This is a genomic window from Candidatus Enterococcus moelleringii (assembly GCF_017377575.1).
Lineage (GTDB): Bacteria > Bacillota > Bacilli > Lactobacillales > Enterococcaceae > Enterococcus_A > Enterococcus_A moelleringii.
The window spans coordinates 141740-158522 of record NZ_JAFREM010000015.1; the positions used below are offsets into that span (position 1 = coordinate 141740).

The following is a 16783-nucleotide window of genomic DNA, read 5'->3' on the forward strand; positions in this document are numbered from 1 at the left end:
GCGTAAAACGTAATTACGCCGTTTTTGCTTAAAAGGAAGAGGAACGATGGAGAAGACGACAGGACAAAAAATCATTTCAAGAGTCATTGTGCCGCTGATTTTTCTAATTGGCTTGGGGATTCTTCTTTATCCGACCATCAGCAACTACCTGCTTGTCCGGTCGCAAACCATGGTGGTAGAGCACTATGAATCCCAGGTGGAGCAGCTGCCGGAAGCAAAAAAAGATGAATTGAAAAAAGGGACCGCGGAATACAACAAGTCCCGCGTTGAATCGACACCCTCCTTAGGCAATGCCTTTAGTGAAGAAAAAGTGCAAGACACTAAAGGCAATGCTGTCGATGATGAGGGCAATCAAATTTTTGACGTGATGCAGGCGATGCTGGGGGAATCACTAGGTACGATTGAAATTCCCAAAATCGGTCTGACCTCACCTATTTACAAGGGAACCACCGAAGATATTTTGCAAAAAGGAATTGGCTGGTTGGAAGGAAGCTCCTTGCCATCTGGCGGTGAAAGTACCCATACCGTGTTAACTGGTCATCGCGGATTGCCAACCGCTGAATTGTTCACCGATTTACCAGAATTAAAAAAAGGCGACCAATTTGTGATTACATATTTAGATGAAAAATTGGCCTATGAAGTCGACCAGATCCTGACGGTAAAACCCGAGGATACCGAAGCCCTGCGCATCGAACCCAATCAAGACTATGCCACCCTGATCACCTGTACACCCTATATGGTGAACAGTCATCGGCTGTATGTGCGGGGTCACCGGGTACCTTATTCAGAGGAAAAAGTTGCAGCCCAAAAGAGTACGAAGAAACAGCAGCGGAATCACTATATCATGATCGGTGCAGCTAGTTTGATCGGCTTATTGCTAATCATTTGGCTAATCAAAAGACGCAGAAAAAAGAAACAAGAATAAACTCATCGTTTTACGAATGAAAAGGGTGTGAAGGAAGATGGAGATCACGATATTATTACTAACCAAAAATGTCTTGGCAGAAACCAGTTTACCGGACAAGCTGCAGCGTTTGAATTATGAAGTGTTTTGCTCCAGCAGAATACTGACCAAACTGAAAACCGAAGAACCGTTAGGGAACTTTCTCGACCTATTTCACTACACGATCATTAGTGAAACAGTTTCGGATGTGGAGCTGAAGCAAGTATTGCCACGCTTGAAGCAATCATCGACGGTCATTATTCGCAAGTGTGATCATAAGGACGAATCCCCAGAACGAGACAGCTGGTATGAGCAGGGGGTAAGATACTGGGTCTCCAATGACTCCTCCTTTGAAGAGCTGCGAGAAATCATGATTGATTCAGTCTTAGAAATGAACGACGCGGAAATCCTAGAAGCCAATCAAGAATGGAAGGAACAAAGACTAACCCTGCTGATTCAAGAAGCCGAAAATGGAAAAAAACGTTCTATGTCCACTATCCCGCTAAAACCAGTGGAGCGAGCGATCCTGGATCGTTTGTACCAGTCCAAAGGCGAACTGGTTTCTAGAGAGGAAATGTGCAAACATCTATGGAATGGTGAAAGCAACAATTCAACGATGGTGAGCTTGTCCTCCTCTATTAATGGCATGCGCAGGAAGTTTCAACAAGAAGGACTGCCAGCTGATACAGTCCAAACAGTTTGGCGCAAAGGGTATCGCTTAGCAGATTATTTCTTCTTGATTTACAGCAGTGATGCGGAGATATGTGAAGATGCCAGACAAGTAGGCCGCTTTAAAGTCTTAACAAATCCAACCTAATGAAAGATAAAAATCAGTCAAAGGAGCAGCTGAGCTTCGGAAAAAAGCAGCGCCCGATATGGACCTCGACCTCACTTATTTAGTGAGAGAAATGAAAGGAAGTGTTTCTATGCGCCCCATTTTAATCTTAACCAAGAACCTGCTGACAGAGCGTTGGCTTCAGGAGCAGCTGCAATTATTGAATTATGAAGTCTTTTGCTCAGTAACCATGCTTAAACACCTGCAGCTCAACCCCAACCGGCCGAAAATGATCGAAAATTATCAAGCAATTATTTTCAGTGAAACGTTGACCAATCAGGAAATCCGCGAACTGCAGGACTCAGTTGATCATGAGAACAACCTGCTGGTGCGCAAATTTAATGAAGAACCAACGATAAAAGAAAAAGAAGTGCTGGCGGATCTAGCGATTGATACTTGGATTTATGAAGATCAATCCTTAGACATTCTGCGGGAACTGTTGGCTACTCGCTTATCCCGCTGTCAAAGCAGAACCCTGAACAATGTGTTCTTCCTCTATCAAAAGGATGATTCACCGAAAAGCTTGATGGAATTCAAAAGCGGCTTAACTAAAAAAGAACGCCTTGCCTTTGAATGCTTGATGGAAAGCGAAACAGGACAGGTTTCCCGTGACGGTCTCTGTCACTATATCTGGAAGGGTGACTCGAACAATTCGCGGCTAACTCAAATTTCGGTGTTGATCAAACGCTTGAAGTATAAATTGGAGGAAGCCGGCTTCCAAAACGGCATGATCGAAACCGTCTGGGGCTATGGCTACAAGCTGTCACCGAAGCTGGTGCAGTTTTATAGTCAAGAAGCGATGCAATAAATGAATAAAGCAGCCGCTGATTCGAGTTACACAATCAGCGGCTGCTATTTTTATATTTCTAACCATTTGTCCATCAACCTATGACAAAAGCTAGACAACGATACTTCTTTGTCCATCTCCGGATGACAAAGAAGTTGTTTTTGATTTTAGGGGAACAAGTTAAGATGGGTACATAAGAAAGAAAACAAACGTAAAACAAAAGGAGCACATTATGGATAAATTAACCGAAAAAGACGCAAATTTTCAATTGGAAGCGAATACGCAAAAGGAAGTTTTACAGCAGTTAGCTGAGCTGGCCTTTGAACGAGGTAAGGTAGCAGATGCCGAAACCTTTTATCAAGAGCTGTGCAACAGAGAAGAAGAAAGTACGACTGGATTTGGGAACGGAGTAGCAATCCCCCACGCTCGTCACAGTATCGTAAAAGAAGCTGGAGTCTTAGTGGCCCGCACGCAGAACGAGATTGAATGGAAGGCGATGGACGATGAGCCAGTCAACGTATTCATTTGTTTGATTGCACCGGATGATCAAAATGATTTCCACTTAAAGACCTTATCAAAGATTTCACGACGTTTGATTCACGACGATTTTATCGACACGTTAAAACATGCTTCGCAGCCAGAAGTATTGGAAGCCATAAACCAAATCATAGTATAGGAGGAAATAAAAATGGGAAAGTACAAAATTGTTGCGATCACGAACTGTCCAGCCGGAATTGCGCATACCTACATGGTAGCCGAAGCCTTTGAAAAACGGGCACGGGAATTAGGGCACGAAATTCATGTAGAAACGCAAGGGGCCAGCGGGGTAGAAGATCAACTGACCGAACAACAGATTGCGGAAGCGGATTATGTCATTTTGGCGATGGGTAAGTCACTGACCGATTCCGATCGGGCACGATTTAATGGTAAAAAAGTGGTTAACTTGAAGGTAAGTGATGCTTTGAAGGAAGCCAAAACAATTTTTGATCATTTAGAAGAACGTTCGGTACTTTTCGAAGGTGAAAAACCAAATGTGAAGCTAGGCAAACAAAATACACCGCAAGGCTCCATCATGTCTCACTTGATGGCTGGGATCTCGGCTGCCTTACCATTCGTAATCGGCGGCGGGGTATTAGTAGCAATGGCCAACGTGTTAATGCGTTTTGGCTTTGCGTATACAGGATTTGAAGATGGCGGCGCATCATTTGCTTGGATCATGGAGCAGGTGGGGTATCTTGGCTTTAAATTTATGATCCCGATCATGGGTGCATATATCGCTAACAGCATTGGCGACAAGCCAGCTTTGGCACCGGCATTTATTGTGACTTATTTTGCTAATGACAACACCATGCTGGGAACTGAATCCGGCTGTGGCTTCCTTGGAGCGATCTTCTTTGGTTTAACGATTGGTTACTTTGTTAAATGGATTAAGAGCTTCAAGTATCCGCAAGCGGTGAAATCATTAATGAATTTGACGGTTATTCCGTTTCTGACGATCTTGATATTTGGTACCTTAACCTTCTATTTAGTGGGACCGTTCTTAGGTGGTTTAATGAGCGGCATGTTGAACTTCTTGAATGGCGTACCAGCTGAATTCAAGATTCCGTTGGCCTTCTTAATCGGTGCGATGCTGGCCTTTGATATGGGTGGCCCGATTAATAAAATTGCTTGGTTCTTCTGCTTCTCACTAGTGGCCGAAAAAGTATATATCTGGTATGCCATTGTTGGGGTAGTTGCTTCTGTACCACCCGTTGCAGCCGGAATCGCTTCATTAGTTTGGCCAAAAATGTTTCCAAAAGAAGTCCGGGACACAGCCGCTTCAGCGATTGTCGTTGGGGCAACCGTGGCGACTGAGCCAGCGATTCCTTTTGCCATGGCTGATCCAATTCCTATGATTGCAGCCAATACCTTGTCCGGCGGTTTGACTGGTGTGGTGACGATTCTATTGGGGATTGAACGACTAGCACCAGGTATCGGTATCTTTGATCCATTGCTTGGTTTGATGACTCCAGGTTGGGCTTTCTATCTGGCTTACGCTTTTGGTGTCGGCACCAACATTCTGTTCATTGTTGTCTTCAAGAAAATGCGCATGAAGCATACTGCGAAGAAACTAGCGAACAAACAGCCATCCCAAGAAATCATTCAAGGGGAAATTATCGAAGAAAAATAACCCAAGGCAGCGTGAGCGAAGAGTCCATCTTTTCTCACGCTGCTATACTTAGGTGGAGGTAAGACGGATGAGTTATGATTTTGATCGGATGATTGAACGCAAAAATACCTACAGTACCCAGTGGGATTATATTGAAGATCGGTTCGGCCGGTCGGATTTACTGCCTTTTTCCATTTCAGATACTGATTTTCAAGCACCGAATGAAATTCTGGAAGAACTGAGAAGAGTAGTAGATCATGGAGTGTTTGGCTATAGCCGCTGGAATCACGAGGATTATAAGCAGACCATCAGCAGATACTATAAGAACGCCCATCAAACAGAAGTTCAAAGTGATTGGGTAGTTTACAGCCCAAGTGTGCTGTACAGCATTTCGGTACTATTGCGTCAGCTGACGAAGGAACAGGAGAATGTGTTAGTCTTTGATCCTATGTACGACGCTTTTATTAATGTCGTTGAGAAAAATAATCGGAAGCTGGTTACCGTACCTTTGAATCGGGAAACCAATTACGAAATCGATTTTGCCCTGTTTGAGGAAAAAGCGGCCCAATGTCAGGTGTTTTTACTATGTTCTCCTCACAATCCTACCGGAAAAGTTTTTTCTAAGGGGGAAATGGACGAGCTGATCAGGATTTGCCAAAAGTATCAAGTAACTATCATTAGTGACGAGATTCACAGTGATGTGATTTTATTCAGAAACACCCATTACCCATTGCTGAATTGGTACAATAAGTATGAGCACTTAATCATTGTCAGCTCGGCTTCCAAGACCTTTAATATCCCAGGATTGGGGGGATCCTATGCGCTGATTCCTTCCAAAGAATTAAGAGAGGCTTTTTTAGTTCAGACCAAAGAGCGGGATTTTGTCAATTCGCCAAGTATTATGGGCATGACTGCGACTATGACAGCATACAATCATTGTCAGGACTATACGGCTGCCTTAGTGTCTTATATTGAAGGAAACATGACTTATTTAGCCAATTATCTTGAGTGTGAGCTGCCAGAAATTGCTTTCCAGCTGCCCCAGGCGACTTATCTGGCTTGGCTGGATGTCCGCGGGTTAGGCTATTCTTCCGAGAAACTTCAGGAAGGCTTGGTAAATGTCGGTAAAGTAGGGATCATGCGAGGCGAAGTATATGGTGAAAATGGCCGAGGATTTCTACGAATGAACCTTGGCTGTCCCCGAGCAAAAATGATTGAAGGCTTAGAACGCATGAAGCAGTCGTTGGACTACTTGAAGGATGAAAGCTATGTTAAATGAAAGACAATACATCATAATCGAATTGCTGACGAAAGCACCGTCGCCGATTCGCGCCGATGAAATTGCCAAAATCGTGGTGAAATCAAAACGAACCATTATGCGGGATCTTTCCAGCATTAAATTGTTTTTGGAAACCAATAATGTCGGCGAACTGATCGTTCGTCCCGAGCAGCAGGGCTACACGATCACGATTACCAACTATGATCGTTATGAAGAACTGATGATGAAAAATATTAACGATGAACAAGTCATTTTGTATCAGCTGATTATGAATGACTATGTGACGATCGAATATTTAGCCGATTTGCTGTTTGTTTCCCGAATCACTGCTTCGGAAAAAATGGGCGTAATCAAGGAAATGTATTCTTCGGTTTTAAATATCGTGGTGTCCCATAAAGGCCATCACCTAGCAGAATCGGATGTCACAAAATGCTTTTTGTTAAGCAATTTGGTGGGAACGAATCTGAAATATTATCTGGAGCTGGCTAACGTTACCCCGGAAAAGTATGAGCTGCTTTTGTCCCAGCTAAAGCATTCCAAGCATGTGGGGGATTATTTTCCTAATGTGATGGAAAGCCAGTTAGCCAATCTGTTTATTGCCTGTATGCTGTATCCAAATTCTGCGGCAGAAGAGAATGAAGATTTTGAATACCTTTATGAAGCTTGCGGGTTGGCTTACACACCGCAAACGATTGGCAGTCTCAGTATGCTTTCTGATTATTGTGTCGAAACCAATTTGAATCTAACAATTAATCAAATTCAGCGGGTGCTGCAGGTAATTGAGCAGGAAAACAGCATTACCTTCCCGAATGTTGAGCTGTCCAAGCAGCTGTACCACCATTTGAAGCGAATTTTGTGCTATCCGACTTTTTTGAAGAACAAAGAAATTCATAATATCTCGAATATTAAGGCGCTCTATCCTTTTGCCTTTGATCTTGGCATAGTTTTTATCAATTATATGAAGAAGTTCTACGAATATCGGATCACCAACGGCGATTTAGTTGGCTTGTATTTTACTGTGGGCATGGAAGAAATGATGAAGAAAAACCACCACATCTTGATTTATTCATTGGTCAATTCGATTGCCAATATCAATCGTCAGCTGATTGAGGCGACGATTTCCAATTGTCAGGTGGAGATTGTTGATTCGCTGCAGGAGGTAACGCTGAAGGACTATTCACTGATTGTGAACAGCTCCGGCGAGACGCTAGATGTCCAGCTGCCGGTTTTTAAGACCGAATACATTCTTAGTGAAAATGACTTGGCCGATCTAAAAGCGATGGTGGAAAATATTAGTATTGGCTGCAATGTTCAAACGATTTTTCCGAAAGAATACAGCTTTACGTATCATGTGCAGGAGAATGAAGGCTGGTTCGAGATACTGGATCGGATATGCTCTCGTTTAGAGGAATCCCTAGTCATTTCTCGGGAGGAAGCCACGAAAATTATTGAGCGGGAAAAATCCGGCAATCCGTTACTGATCAATAATTATTCCGTCCCTCATTGCATCAGTAAACGAGAAAATTTTGTGATCTGTATCTACGTCCATTTAGACAAACCAGTGATGGTGGAAACAACGATGGTTTCCCATGTCCTGTTGACCATGATGAATCCTAATGTGAACAAGTCCATTAACATCTTCAAATTCCTGTATCGCTATTTACAGGAGCATGAAGAACAGCTGGCGACGATCGAAAGCTATGATGAATTTATTCGTTTTGTAGAAAAGTAAGAGGATGACCAGCATGAAGGATGTTACCGAACTATTTTTAGATTTAGTCAAAATTTCTTCTCCCTCGAAACAAGAACGGGCAGTTGCGGATTACATTAAGGACTATTTATCAAGCTATTCAGAACTGGTGATTGTAGAAGATGAAACCGGAGAAAAAATTGGCGGTACTAGTGGGAATATAATTGTTCAGCTTCAAGGCAAAGGACCAAAGCTCTTGTTCGATGCGCATATGGATACAGTTAGTCCTTGTCAGCAGGTGAACCCACAGATTGAAAATGGGATTATCCGCAGCGATGGAACGACCGTTTTAGGTGCAGATGACAAAAGCGGTGTGGCCTTGATGTTGTCGCTGATCGACCATTTATTGCTGGCGGATTCGTATCCGACGATCACTTTCTTGTTTACTGTCTGTGAGGAACAAAGTTTGCAGGGAGCTAAACAGCTAGACCCCAGCTATTTGCAGGAAATTGATTTTGCTTATGTGCTGGATGGCGAAGGACCGCTGGGTACGGCGGTGGTCAAAACACCGCATGGCTGTAAAGGAACTCTGCGGATTATCGGAAAAGAAGCCCATGCCGGTGTTTGTCCGGAAAAAGGAATCAATGCCTTGGCTGTCGCAGCCGAAGCGATCACCCGATTACCGCTGGGACGAGTGGATGAAGAAACCACTTGTAATATTGGCGTGGTGAAGGGCGGCAGTGCCACCAATGTCGTGATGGGCGAGATCGAGATGCAATTTGAAGCACGCAGCTTTGATCGGCTCAAATTAGAACAACTGATTGATCAGGTGAAGACGGAATTCCAGACGGTCTGCAAAAAGCACGAGGCAATTTTCGAAGAGACGCTGAGCTATGGCACCCCTGGTTATACAATCGATGACCAAGATGAGATCATTCTACCTTTCAAAAGAGCCTGCGAGAAAAACGGCATCAGCTATCAAGGTGCGGCCTGCGGTGGTGGAAGCAACGCCAATGTGTATCAGATGCGAGGCATAAATGCAGTGAATCTATCCACGAACATGAAAAATATTCATTCGGTGGATGAAAGTATTGCTGCAGCTGATTTGGATAAGCTGTTGGAGGTTCTGCTTTCGTTGGTTGAGGAGTTTACCGGCTGAACAATAAGTTTAAGAAGCATCGATTCGCGGAGTTCGGGAATCGATGCTTCTTTTTGGTTTCAATTTTACTTAGGAAGAGTTTTTACTGCATCATCCGATCCAACAACCAGTCCACACCATAGGTACAGGTCTTTTGCGCTTCGTTATTGCCGCAGTGGACGTTGCCGGGAACTTCGTAGTATTCTTTGTCTTCACTGGAAGCATTGCGATAGATGGTCTTCGCGCCTTCTACGCCGATCACCGGATCTTCTTCGGTATGCTCCACCAGCAATGGACAAGTAATATTTTTAATCACTTCATCCAAATTCATTTTATGAGAAATTTCCGCCGCTTCATCCAAGGTTTCCACATTAAATTTGGTTAGGAAGTTATACATATAGAAACGCTCAATCCCAGCGAAGGTATGCATCGTCAACTGATCCAGCTGGGAACAACCGCCGCGAACCACTAAGCCGGCAAATTTATCCGGGTATTTGCAGACGGCACTAGTAGCTAGGTAACCGCCAAAGCTTACCCCCATGATACCGATGTTGTCGCCAACGTTTGGATTTTCTAAAATGTAATCCACCACCGCCAAGACTGCCTCGTCGTAATTGCTTTCGGTTAAGTACAGCTCGCGGTTCAAGTTGCATTCCCCTTGACCTGGACCATCAAAGATCAGCGCCGCACAGCCGCGATCCACCACCGTTTTTGCAATGACGAAGTTTTCTTCCTTAAAGCCGGTGGCACCAACCACACAAATCACCACTGGTACATCTTTGGTAGCATTGTTGGGTAAAGCCAGATAAGCCGGCATCATTTTGCCTTCAAAGGGAATCTCAATGTAGTGAACGTTTTCATTTTGTGCTAATTTTTTATGCAGCTTAAAGCTGTCTACCAATTTGCCGTAAATGCGATGCTTTTCTTCACCAAAATCCTTGATCCCGTAATCGCCTAAACGATACATGGCATTGGCATTGAAATAGTACTCGCTGGCCGTCTCAGTGTGGCCGGCTTCCTCGTTCTTCTTGGCATAAGCATAGGCTTCGTCACCTAAACGCTCACAAACCTCCACGAAATCTTTGGCATCCTCTGGGGCAACCGCTTTGAAGGTCTCCAGGTTCAACTCAGTTTCCGCCATCATTTTGATGAAATCCTCTGGCGACATGCCGCCACCTAAAATACGTCCAACATCCTGTGCAGGGGGTCTTTTTCTAATTTCCATGTAAATCGCTCCTTTTCTTTAGTACGCTGTACTGTTTACGCTTTCATAGTACACTGTACTGGAAAGGATGTCAATACTTATTTTTCTGGTGTATACTGAATTAGAAGAAAACTTGCGATGACTAAAGCCAGCGATAAAAGAAAAAAAGAGGTGTTTTACATGACCGATACAAAAACCAAAATCTATTTAAGTGCCAAAGAATTATTCAAGGAACGAGGCTACAGCGAGGTTTCCTTACGGGATATCGCCGAACATGCCGGCACCACTATCGGCAATCTAACCTATCATTTTCCTAAGAAGGAGGATCTGATGCTGCGGCTGCAGGAAGAGCTGTACAGCACCTTCTTTCATTTCGTCGATGCCGAAATCACCGATGACAATGCCTGTGACCTGTTAAAGTCCTCTATCAAAGAAATCCAGGAAATCCGCAGCACCAATATGTTCTACTACAAATACATCGTGAACATTCACGAAGAATTCCCTTCAATGAAGACCGAACTGCTGGAATTCCGAAAGCGCCTGGTCGCTTTCTACCGTAAAATCTTTTTGACCTTAAAAAAGACCGGCATCATGCGCAGCGATCTTGCCGACGCAGACTATGAAAACTTAGCAACGCTGGTCTCCCATCTGACCTACAGCTGGTACCAGGTGACCAGTCCTTATTATGATAGTGAGGATGAGGTGGAGTTGGAGGAGGCGCTGTTGGGGTTGGTTAGAAGTTATTTGGTGGGGGATAATCGTTCACGATGTAAGGAATCTCAATTTTCTTAAATACACACAAGCGATTAACTATTCAGATTGATATAATTAGGTATGAGATAAATGGACGGAGGGGAACTAACTTGGAAAATTCACAGAAACCAGAGTTTATGGACGTTCCTTCAATGGAACGAGAAAATCTATTAATGCCAGAAGTTATTCGCTGCCTAAGAAACTTGGGCGGTATCGCTTCAAGAAATCAAGTAGTAAATGAGTTAAAAGAGGCAGCGGATATTATTCCTGAAGACTATATTGATTTCTATAGAGAGTCCAAACACACAGGAAACAGTTATAAACCATTCAATTTTCAATATAACTACGCAGTAAAACACTTGGCTTACGCTGGATTTGTCGAGCTCCCGAAACGCGGAACGATCAAATTAACTGAAAAAGGCAGAAGTGTTGATTTGGAAAGTTTCGATAGTGAGGAGATGGTTCGAAAAATATCTGAGCCTATCTTTCAAGAAAAATCTCAAAAGAAATCAAAAAAGGTTTCAACAAGCTCAGAACTAGAAGAAATTAATGAAGATGATGACTCAGTGTCTCAAGAAGATCAGTGGAAAGAAAAATTGATTAATGCATTGAAAGGGTTCTCGCCTCAGAAATTTGAACTCTTTGCTAGAAGTCTAGTCAATGCTATGGGTGTCGATATTGATGAGAAGATTGGCATTAAATATATTGCGGATGGTGGATTAGATGGTTTTGGCTATATTACATCGGATGATTTTAGAACAACCCGAGTAGCTATCCAAGCCAAACGATGGGAAGGGAAAGTTTCCTCACCTGAGATAGACAAATTCCGCGGAGCGATGGATAAGTTCAATGCAGAATTTGGCATCTTTATTACAACTTCTGCTTTTACTAGAGACGCAATTGCTGCTTCTCGGGAAGGTACAAGAGTTATCACACTGATTAATGGAGATAAGATAGCCGATCTTGTTGCACAACATGAGCTATATGTGACACCTGTTACTACTTATGTGCTGGATGATGATTTTTATTTTGAGAAAAATTAAGTTTAGTAATAGAATAGGTCGGGTAAGTCACTTGTATTTTTTATGAAGTGTATTTAGTTGAAAAAGAAGGAGAATGATCGTGACAGTTAATTCCTATTTAGGAAGCGTTGATGAAGAGCATAAAGTAAATATTCTGCGCAATCATCCTGAGTTATTAAAAATTTTGTTGAAAGATCAAACAACAGGGAAAAATATAATATGGGCCACAACAAATAAAGAACTTAGCGGCAGTACTTTTGTCGACAACGAGAGACTAATTAAAAAGCCAATCGAGCTGGCTGAAGCACAGTTCATCAAACCGAGAATTAAAAAGATGATAGAGGAACAAAAAGAGCGAACCAAAGGGCGTGCCGAAGTATTTACACCGACTTGGATTGTAAAGAAAATGGTCGACACTGTCGATTCTGAATTTCAAGAATTGTCTTTGACTAGGTATGTTGAAAAAATGTGGATTGAAATAACTTGTGGTGAAGCCCCGTATATTGTCAGTCGCTATGATGCGGTAACTGGTAAAAGTATTCCCGTAATGGAACGTGTGGGATTTCTCGATAAAAAATTACAACGTATTACTCGTGAGATTGACGATCCAAAAAAATGGCTTCGTTTTGCAAAAAAAGCCTATAAAGCCACTTACGGATATGAATTTCAAGGTGACTCGCTGCTGATTGCCAGAGAAAATCTACTGTACAGTTTTATTGAATATTATGAATATAAGTTTAACGAAAAACCGAAAGCGAAGAGTTTAAAAGAATTTGCGAATATTATCAGCTTTAATATCTTTCAGATGGATGGTCTAAAATATACAATTCCGCTAACTGGAGATGTAACAAAAGTAGAAGAGCCTACGGTTGAACAGATTGCTCTCTTTGATTTTGAAGATGAAATAGAGGAAGAAACTAAAGAAATTAGCATTGGTATACCAGTATTAATAAAGGACTGGAAAAAAAAGAAAATGATTGAATTTCAATCGTTGCAAGAAAATTAATCACTTGTGGGAGGTGATGCATCAATATGTTACACGACACAGCGGTGCTAGATGAAATAATTCACGGGTATTTACCCCATTCAATCTATGCTTTTGAAACTAACACGCATCCTAACTATTTAAAAGTTGGAGATACAAACAGAAGCGTAGAAGTACGACTAAATGAATGGCGACGAGTTTATGAGGATCTAAAAAAGATTTATGAAGCATCTGCTATGCTGGAAGATAAAGCAGATACACTGAAAAGAAAAACAATATTTTTCCGAGATTATGCCTTGCATAAATTTCTTGAAGAAGATCGCAGCAAGCAAAGACTGTCGGATAATTTGTACGAGCACGAATTTTTCAAGAATGCTTCAAAGAATGATCTAATCGATGGGACTCAAGATATTGAAGCTGAATACCATCGTGAGAGTAGCGAAAAGTATAACTTCTATAAAGCTAACGAACATAACTCCCAGTATGAGCAGCATTATAAAAGAGATAAAAATTACTTACCTCGACCAAACCAAGAAGAAGCGCTTAAAAATATAGAAGAAGCGGTAAAAAACGGTCGTAAAAATTTATTATTATATGCAGTTATGCGTTTTGGAAAATCTAATGTGGCGATGTGGGCGGCGAAAAGACTAAAGAGTAAATTAACTGTAATAGTTACTGGCAAAGCTGATGTTTTAGATGAATGGAAAAAAACAGTTGAATCACATGAGGACTTCGAAGATTTTAAGTTTTTCAAAATTAGCGAGTTTAATGAAGTAGCCGTAAAAAAATCTCCAAATAAAAACTGTGTTGTTTTTACAACTCTTCAAGATTTAGCAGGTAGTTTAGTTGAAGTAAAAGCCAAACATGAATATCTCTTTTCTCAAATAGTTGATTTTTTAATTGTTGATGAAACTCATTTCGCGGCAAGGGCCAAAATTTACGGTCAAACATTCGAGTTGGCTCCTAATGAAGACCCAGATTTTGAGATACCTGAAGTGGATGAGGCAAATGAATCAATTGAAAATGTGTCAAAGCTAAAATCTAAAATACAGCTACATTTATCGGGTACTCCTTATAGAATTTTATTAAGTAATGAATTTGATAAAGAGGATATTGTCGGACAAATTCAGTTTTCTGATATCCTAGCAGAAAAACAAAAATGGATTGATGATAATCCTGTCACAGAGGATAAAGAGCCTTGGGAAAATGATTATTTTGGATTCCCAGAAATGATCCGTTTCGCTTTCACTCCTAACAAGTCCTCACTTAAAACACTAGAGAAATTAAAACTTGAAGGTAAATCAGCAGAATTAAATGAATTATTTCGAACCAAAAGTAAGGCTAAGAGTTATGCTAGAACAACTAATTTTGTTCATGAAAATGAAGTCCTAGAACTATTAAAAGCCATTGATGGTTCTAAAGAAGATGAAAATATTTTTCCTTTTTTAAATTACGACAAGATTAAACAGGGGAATTTAGCGCAGCATATGGTATTTGTTCTACCATTTAAAAACTCGACAGACGCGCTGGAACGATTAATCCGTCGTGAGAAAGAGAGTTTTAAAAATCTAAACACGTATGAAATATTAAATGTAGCGAGTCATAGGTCCAAGTTAACCCCTCTTGATATTAAAAACAAAATCAGCGATGCTGCTAAAGAAAATCGCAAAACTATTACGTTAACAGTGAATAAAATGCTGACAGGATCAACAGTTCCACAATGGGATACGATGGTGTTTATGAAAGATACAAGTAGTCCTCAAGAATATGATCAGGCTATTTACCGATTGCAGTCACCGTGGATTAAAGAGATTAAGGAAGTTAATACTGAAAAAGTTTACGGGAAAGAAGATATGAAGCCGCAGACGCTATTAATAGATTTTTCACCGAGTCGAATGTTCAAAATTGAATCTGACCGAGCACTTGTTGTTAATGCTTCTAAAGGAAAGTCTGGTAATGATGAACAGGAAAAAGCAATAGGAAGAAATTTCCAGTACTCACCAATCATTTATATAAACAAAGATAAACTGACACAAGCAACCCCAACAGATATTATTGCGCAAATCCGTGAATATGCAGCAAATCGAAGTATTGTTGATGAGGCCAAAAGCTTATTAATAGATTACGAAGTGCTAGATATTCCAGAGATATTTAATGTGATTTCTAAACAGCCGATATTGGGAGGGAAAAAAGGGTTCAATATACCTCCTAACAATGAAGAGGATACTGACTTAAAAGTAAATGGAGGGGGAACTTCGCAACCGAATCAATCAAATGATCAAGATACTTCTGATAATGATTCAGATGAGGAGAATGAACGAAAAGACATTGAGAAGAAGATGCAGACGTATTATGCACGCATTTTATTATATGCATTCCTTTCAGCAACCAATGAACGTAATTTAACTGAGGTTATTGAATCTCTTGATAAGAACAAGCGGTTAGCACGCCACCTTGAAATAGAGAAAGATTTTCTAGAGTTAATGAAAGAGAAAATGAACTTTGCTGTTCGATCTACCTTAGATAATAAAATTGAAAATATTGGAGATTTACGAAGTGAAACGCAAAGTGAAGAAATTACTGAAAAATTGGCAAGATTAGGGAATATATCGGCAAATGAAGTAATTACACCAGTATGGATTGCTCAAAAAATGGTAGATAGTCTCGTTACAAAAGATTTTATTGAAGATTATAAAAAGCAGCCTAAAAGAATTCTTGATATGACTTCTAAGTCAGGAGTGCTCTTAATTTGTGTGTATCGTAAATTGAAACAAGCAGGAATAACAGAAGAAGTACTGAAAGAGAACCTCTTTGCTATTGCTACTTCGCCAATGACATACGAATTCACTCGTGTAGTATTTGAAGAATTTGGATGGAATTTAGATCACTTAGCTGGCATTGATAAACTAACAAGTTACCAAATAATTAAGGATAAGGATAGCTCGATAGAAGAAAAATTAAAAGGTGTATATGGAGATGATGAAATGAAATTTGACGTAGTAATTGGAAATCCGCCGTATCAGGAGGAGGGGAAGTCTAGAGATGAACCCATCTATCATTTGTTCATGGATGAATCCTACAGAATCGCTGACAAAGTGTTACTAATAACACCAGCTAGATTTTTATTTAATGCTGGACAAACCCCTAAACAATGGAATCGAAAAATGCTTAGTGACGAATATTTTAAAGTTGAATCTTTTTATAAAAAAAGTTCAGAAGTATTTCCCAATACTGTCATAAAAGGTGGTGTAGCGATTACTTATCGAGACACTGATAAAAAATTTGGTAGTGTTGGAGTATTTACAGATTATGAATTATTGAATTCGATTATTCATAAGGTAGTAAAACTTAACCCCGATTCTCTTTCATCAGTAGTGTATCCAACGGGAAATTATAGATTTTCAAAAGACTTCTTTGATATTTTTCCGCAAGCTGAGTCAATGCAAGGAAAAGGAACAAAAAGTAAAATCATTTCGAAGTCTTTTGCTTTGATGGACTTTGCTTTTTCTACAGAAAAGCAAAGTGAGGACGATGTTCGGTTTTTAGGACGAGTAGATGGGAAACGAGAGTTTAAATGGATAAATAAAAAATTAGTTAGTCCACCAGAAGCTTTTGAAAATTGGACCGTATTCGTGCCTAAAGCAAATCAAAATGGTATTTTTGGGGAAGTTTTAACTTCGCCACTAGTTGGAGAGCCTTTTGTAGGACATACCGATACATTCATGGACATTGGGAATTTTTCTGATGAATATCAAGCTAATAGTCTACTAAAGTATTTAAAAACTAAATTTTCTAGAGCCATGTTGGGAGTTTTAAAAGTTACTCAAGATAACCCTAGAGGTGTTTGGAAATATGTTCCACTCCAAGATTTCACCGAATCTTCCGATATTGACTGGTCAAAATCTATTCCAGAAATTGATCAACAACTATATGCTAAGTATGGCTTGTCAGAAGAAGAAATTAACTTCATTGAAACAAAAGTGAAGGAGATGGAGTAG

13 protein-coding genes are annotated in these 16783 nt (G+C 40.7%); 12 read left to right on the forward strand and 1 reads right to left on the reverse strand.

Features of this window, described 5'->3' with window-relative positions; genetic code table 11:
• The first annotated feature begins 46 nt into the window (after positions 1-46).
• The 8 genes from JZO70_RS09850 (at position 47) to JZO70_RS09885 (ending at position 8842) form a co-directional block, all read left to right on the forward strand.
• Entirely contained in the window at positions 47-925 is an 879-nt protein-coding gene (locus tag JZO70_RS09850; RefSeq protein WP_207673392.1) for a class C sortase, read from the forward strand.
• 37 nt (positions 926-962) lie between these two features.
• On the forward strand, positions 963-1760 hold the full coding sequence (locus JZO70_RS09855; RefSeq protein WP_207673393.1) for a helix-turn-helix domain-containing protein: 798 nt from the start codon (positions 963-965) through the stop codon (positions 1758-1760).
• 109 nt (positions 1761-1869) lie between these two features.
• Positions 1870-2586, forward strand: coding sequence for a winged helix-turn-helix domain-containing protein (locus JZO70_RS09860; RefSeq protein ID WP_207673394.1), 717 nt, complete (start codon positions 1870-1872; stop codon positions 2584-2586).
• 211 nt (positions 2587-2797) lie between these two features.
• Positions 2798-3241, forward strand: a complete 444-nt coding sequence (locus JZO70_RS09865) for a PTS fructose transporter subunit IIA (protein WP_207673395.1) — start codon at positions 2798-2800, stop codon at positions 3239-3241.
• A gap of 12 nt (positions 3242-3253) precedes the next feature.
• Positions 3254-4735, forward strand: coding sequence for a fructose-specific PTS transporter subunit EIIC (locus tag JZO70_RS09870; RefSeq protein ID WP_207673396.1), 1482 nt, complete (start codon positions 3254-3256; stop codon positions 4733-4735).
• Between the two features lie 67 nt (positions 4736-4802).
• The gene (locus JZO70_RS09875; protein WP_207673397.1) at positions 4803-5993 is read left to right on the forward strand and encodes a MalY/PatB family protein; all 1191 of its coding nucleotides are present in this window, start codon (positions 4803-4805) and stop codon (positions 5991-5993) included.
• Positions 5983-7725 (forward strand): PTS sugar transporter subunit IIA, encoded by a 1743-nt coding sequence (locus JZO70_RS09880; protein ID WP_207673398.1) that lies wholly within the window; start codon positions 5983-5985, stop codon positions 7723-7725. Before JZO70_RS09875 ends, JZO70_RS09880 begins: the two co-directional genes overlap by 11 nt.
• 13 nt (positions 7726-7738) lie before the next feature.
• On the forward strand, positions 7739-8842 hold the full coding sequence (locus tag JZO70_RS09885; RefSeq protein WP_207673399.1) for a M20/M25/M40 family metallo-hydrolase: 1104 nt from the start codon (positions 7739-7741) through the stop codon (positions 8840-8842).
• A gap of 82 nt (positions 8843-8924) precedes the next feature.
• Here the strand turns inward: JZO70_RS09885 and JZO70_RS09890 are convergent, their stop codons facing one another.
• Positions 8925-10046, reverse strand: a complete 1122-nt coding sequence (locus JZO70_RS09890; protein ID WP_207673400.1) for an alpha/beta hydrolase family protein — start codon at positions 10044-10046, stop codon at positions 8925-8927.
• A gap of 159 nt (positions 10047-10205) precedes the next feature.
• Here JZO70_RS09890 and JZO70_RS09895 point away from each other — a divergent pair, with 159 nt between their 5' ends.
• The 4 genes from JZO70_RS09895 to JZO70_RS09910 all read left to right on the forward strand — a co-directional run bounded on the left by JZO70_RS09895 (position 10206) and on the right by JZO70_RS09910 (position 16783).
• Positions 10206-10817, forward strand: coding sequence for a TetR/AcrR family transcriptional regulator (locus JZO70_RS09895; protein ID WP_207673401.1), 612 nt, complete (start codon positions 10206-10208; stop codon positions 10815-10817).
• Between the two features lie 71 nt (positions 10818-10888).
• A complete protein-coding gene (locus tag JZO70_RS09900; RefSeq protein WP_430748893.1) occupies positions 10889-11821 on the forward strand; it encodes a restriction endonuclease in 933 nt (310 codons plus the stop codon).
• A gap of 79 nt (positions 11822-11900) precedes the next feature.
• Complete coding sequence (locus JZO70_RS09905; RefSeq protein WP_207673402.1) at positions 11901-12806, forward strand: hypothetical protein; 906 nt, start codon at positions 11901-11903, stop codon at positions 12804-12806.
• 26 nt (positions 12807-12832) lie between these two features.
• Positions 12833-16783 (forward strand): Eco57I restriction-modification methylase domain-containing protein, encoded by a 3951-nt coding sequence (locus JZO70_RS09910; protein WP_207673403.1) that lies wholly within the window; start codon positions 12833-12835, stop codon positions 16781-16783.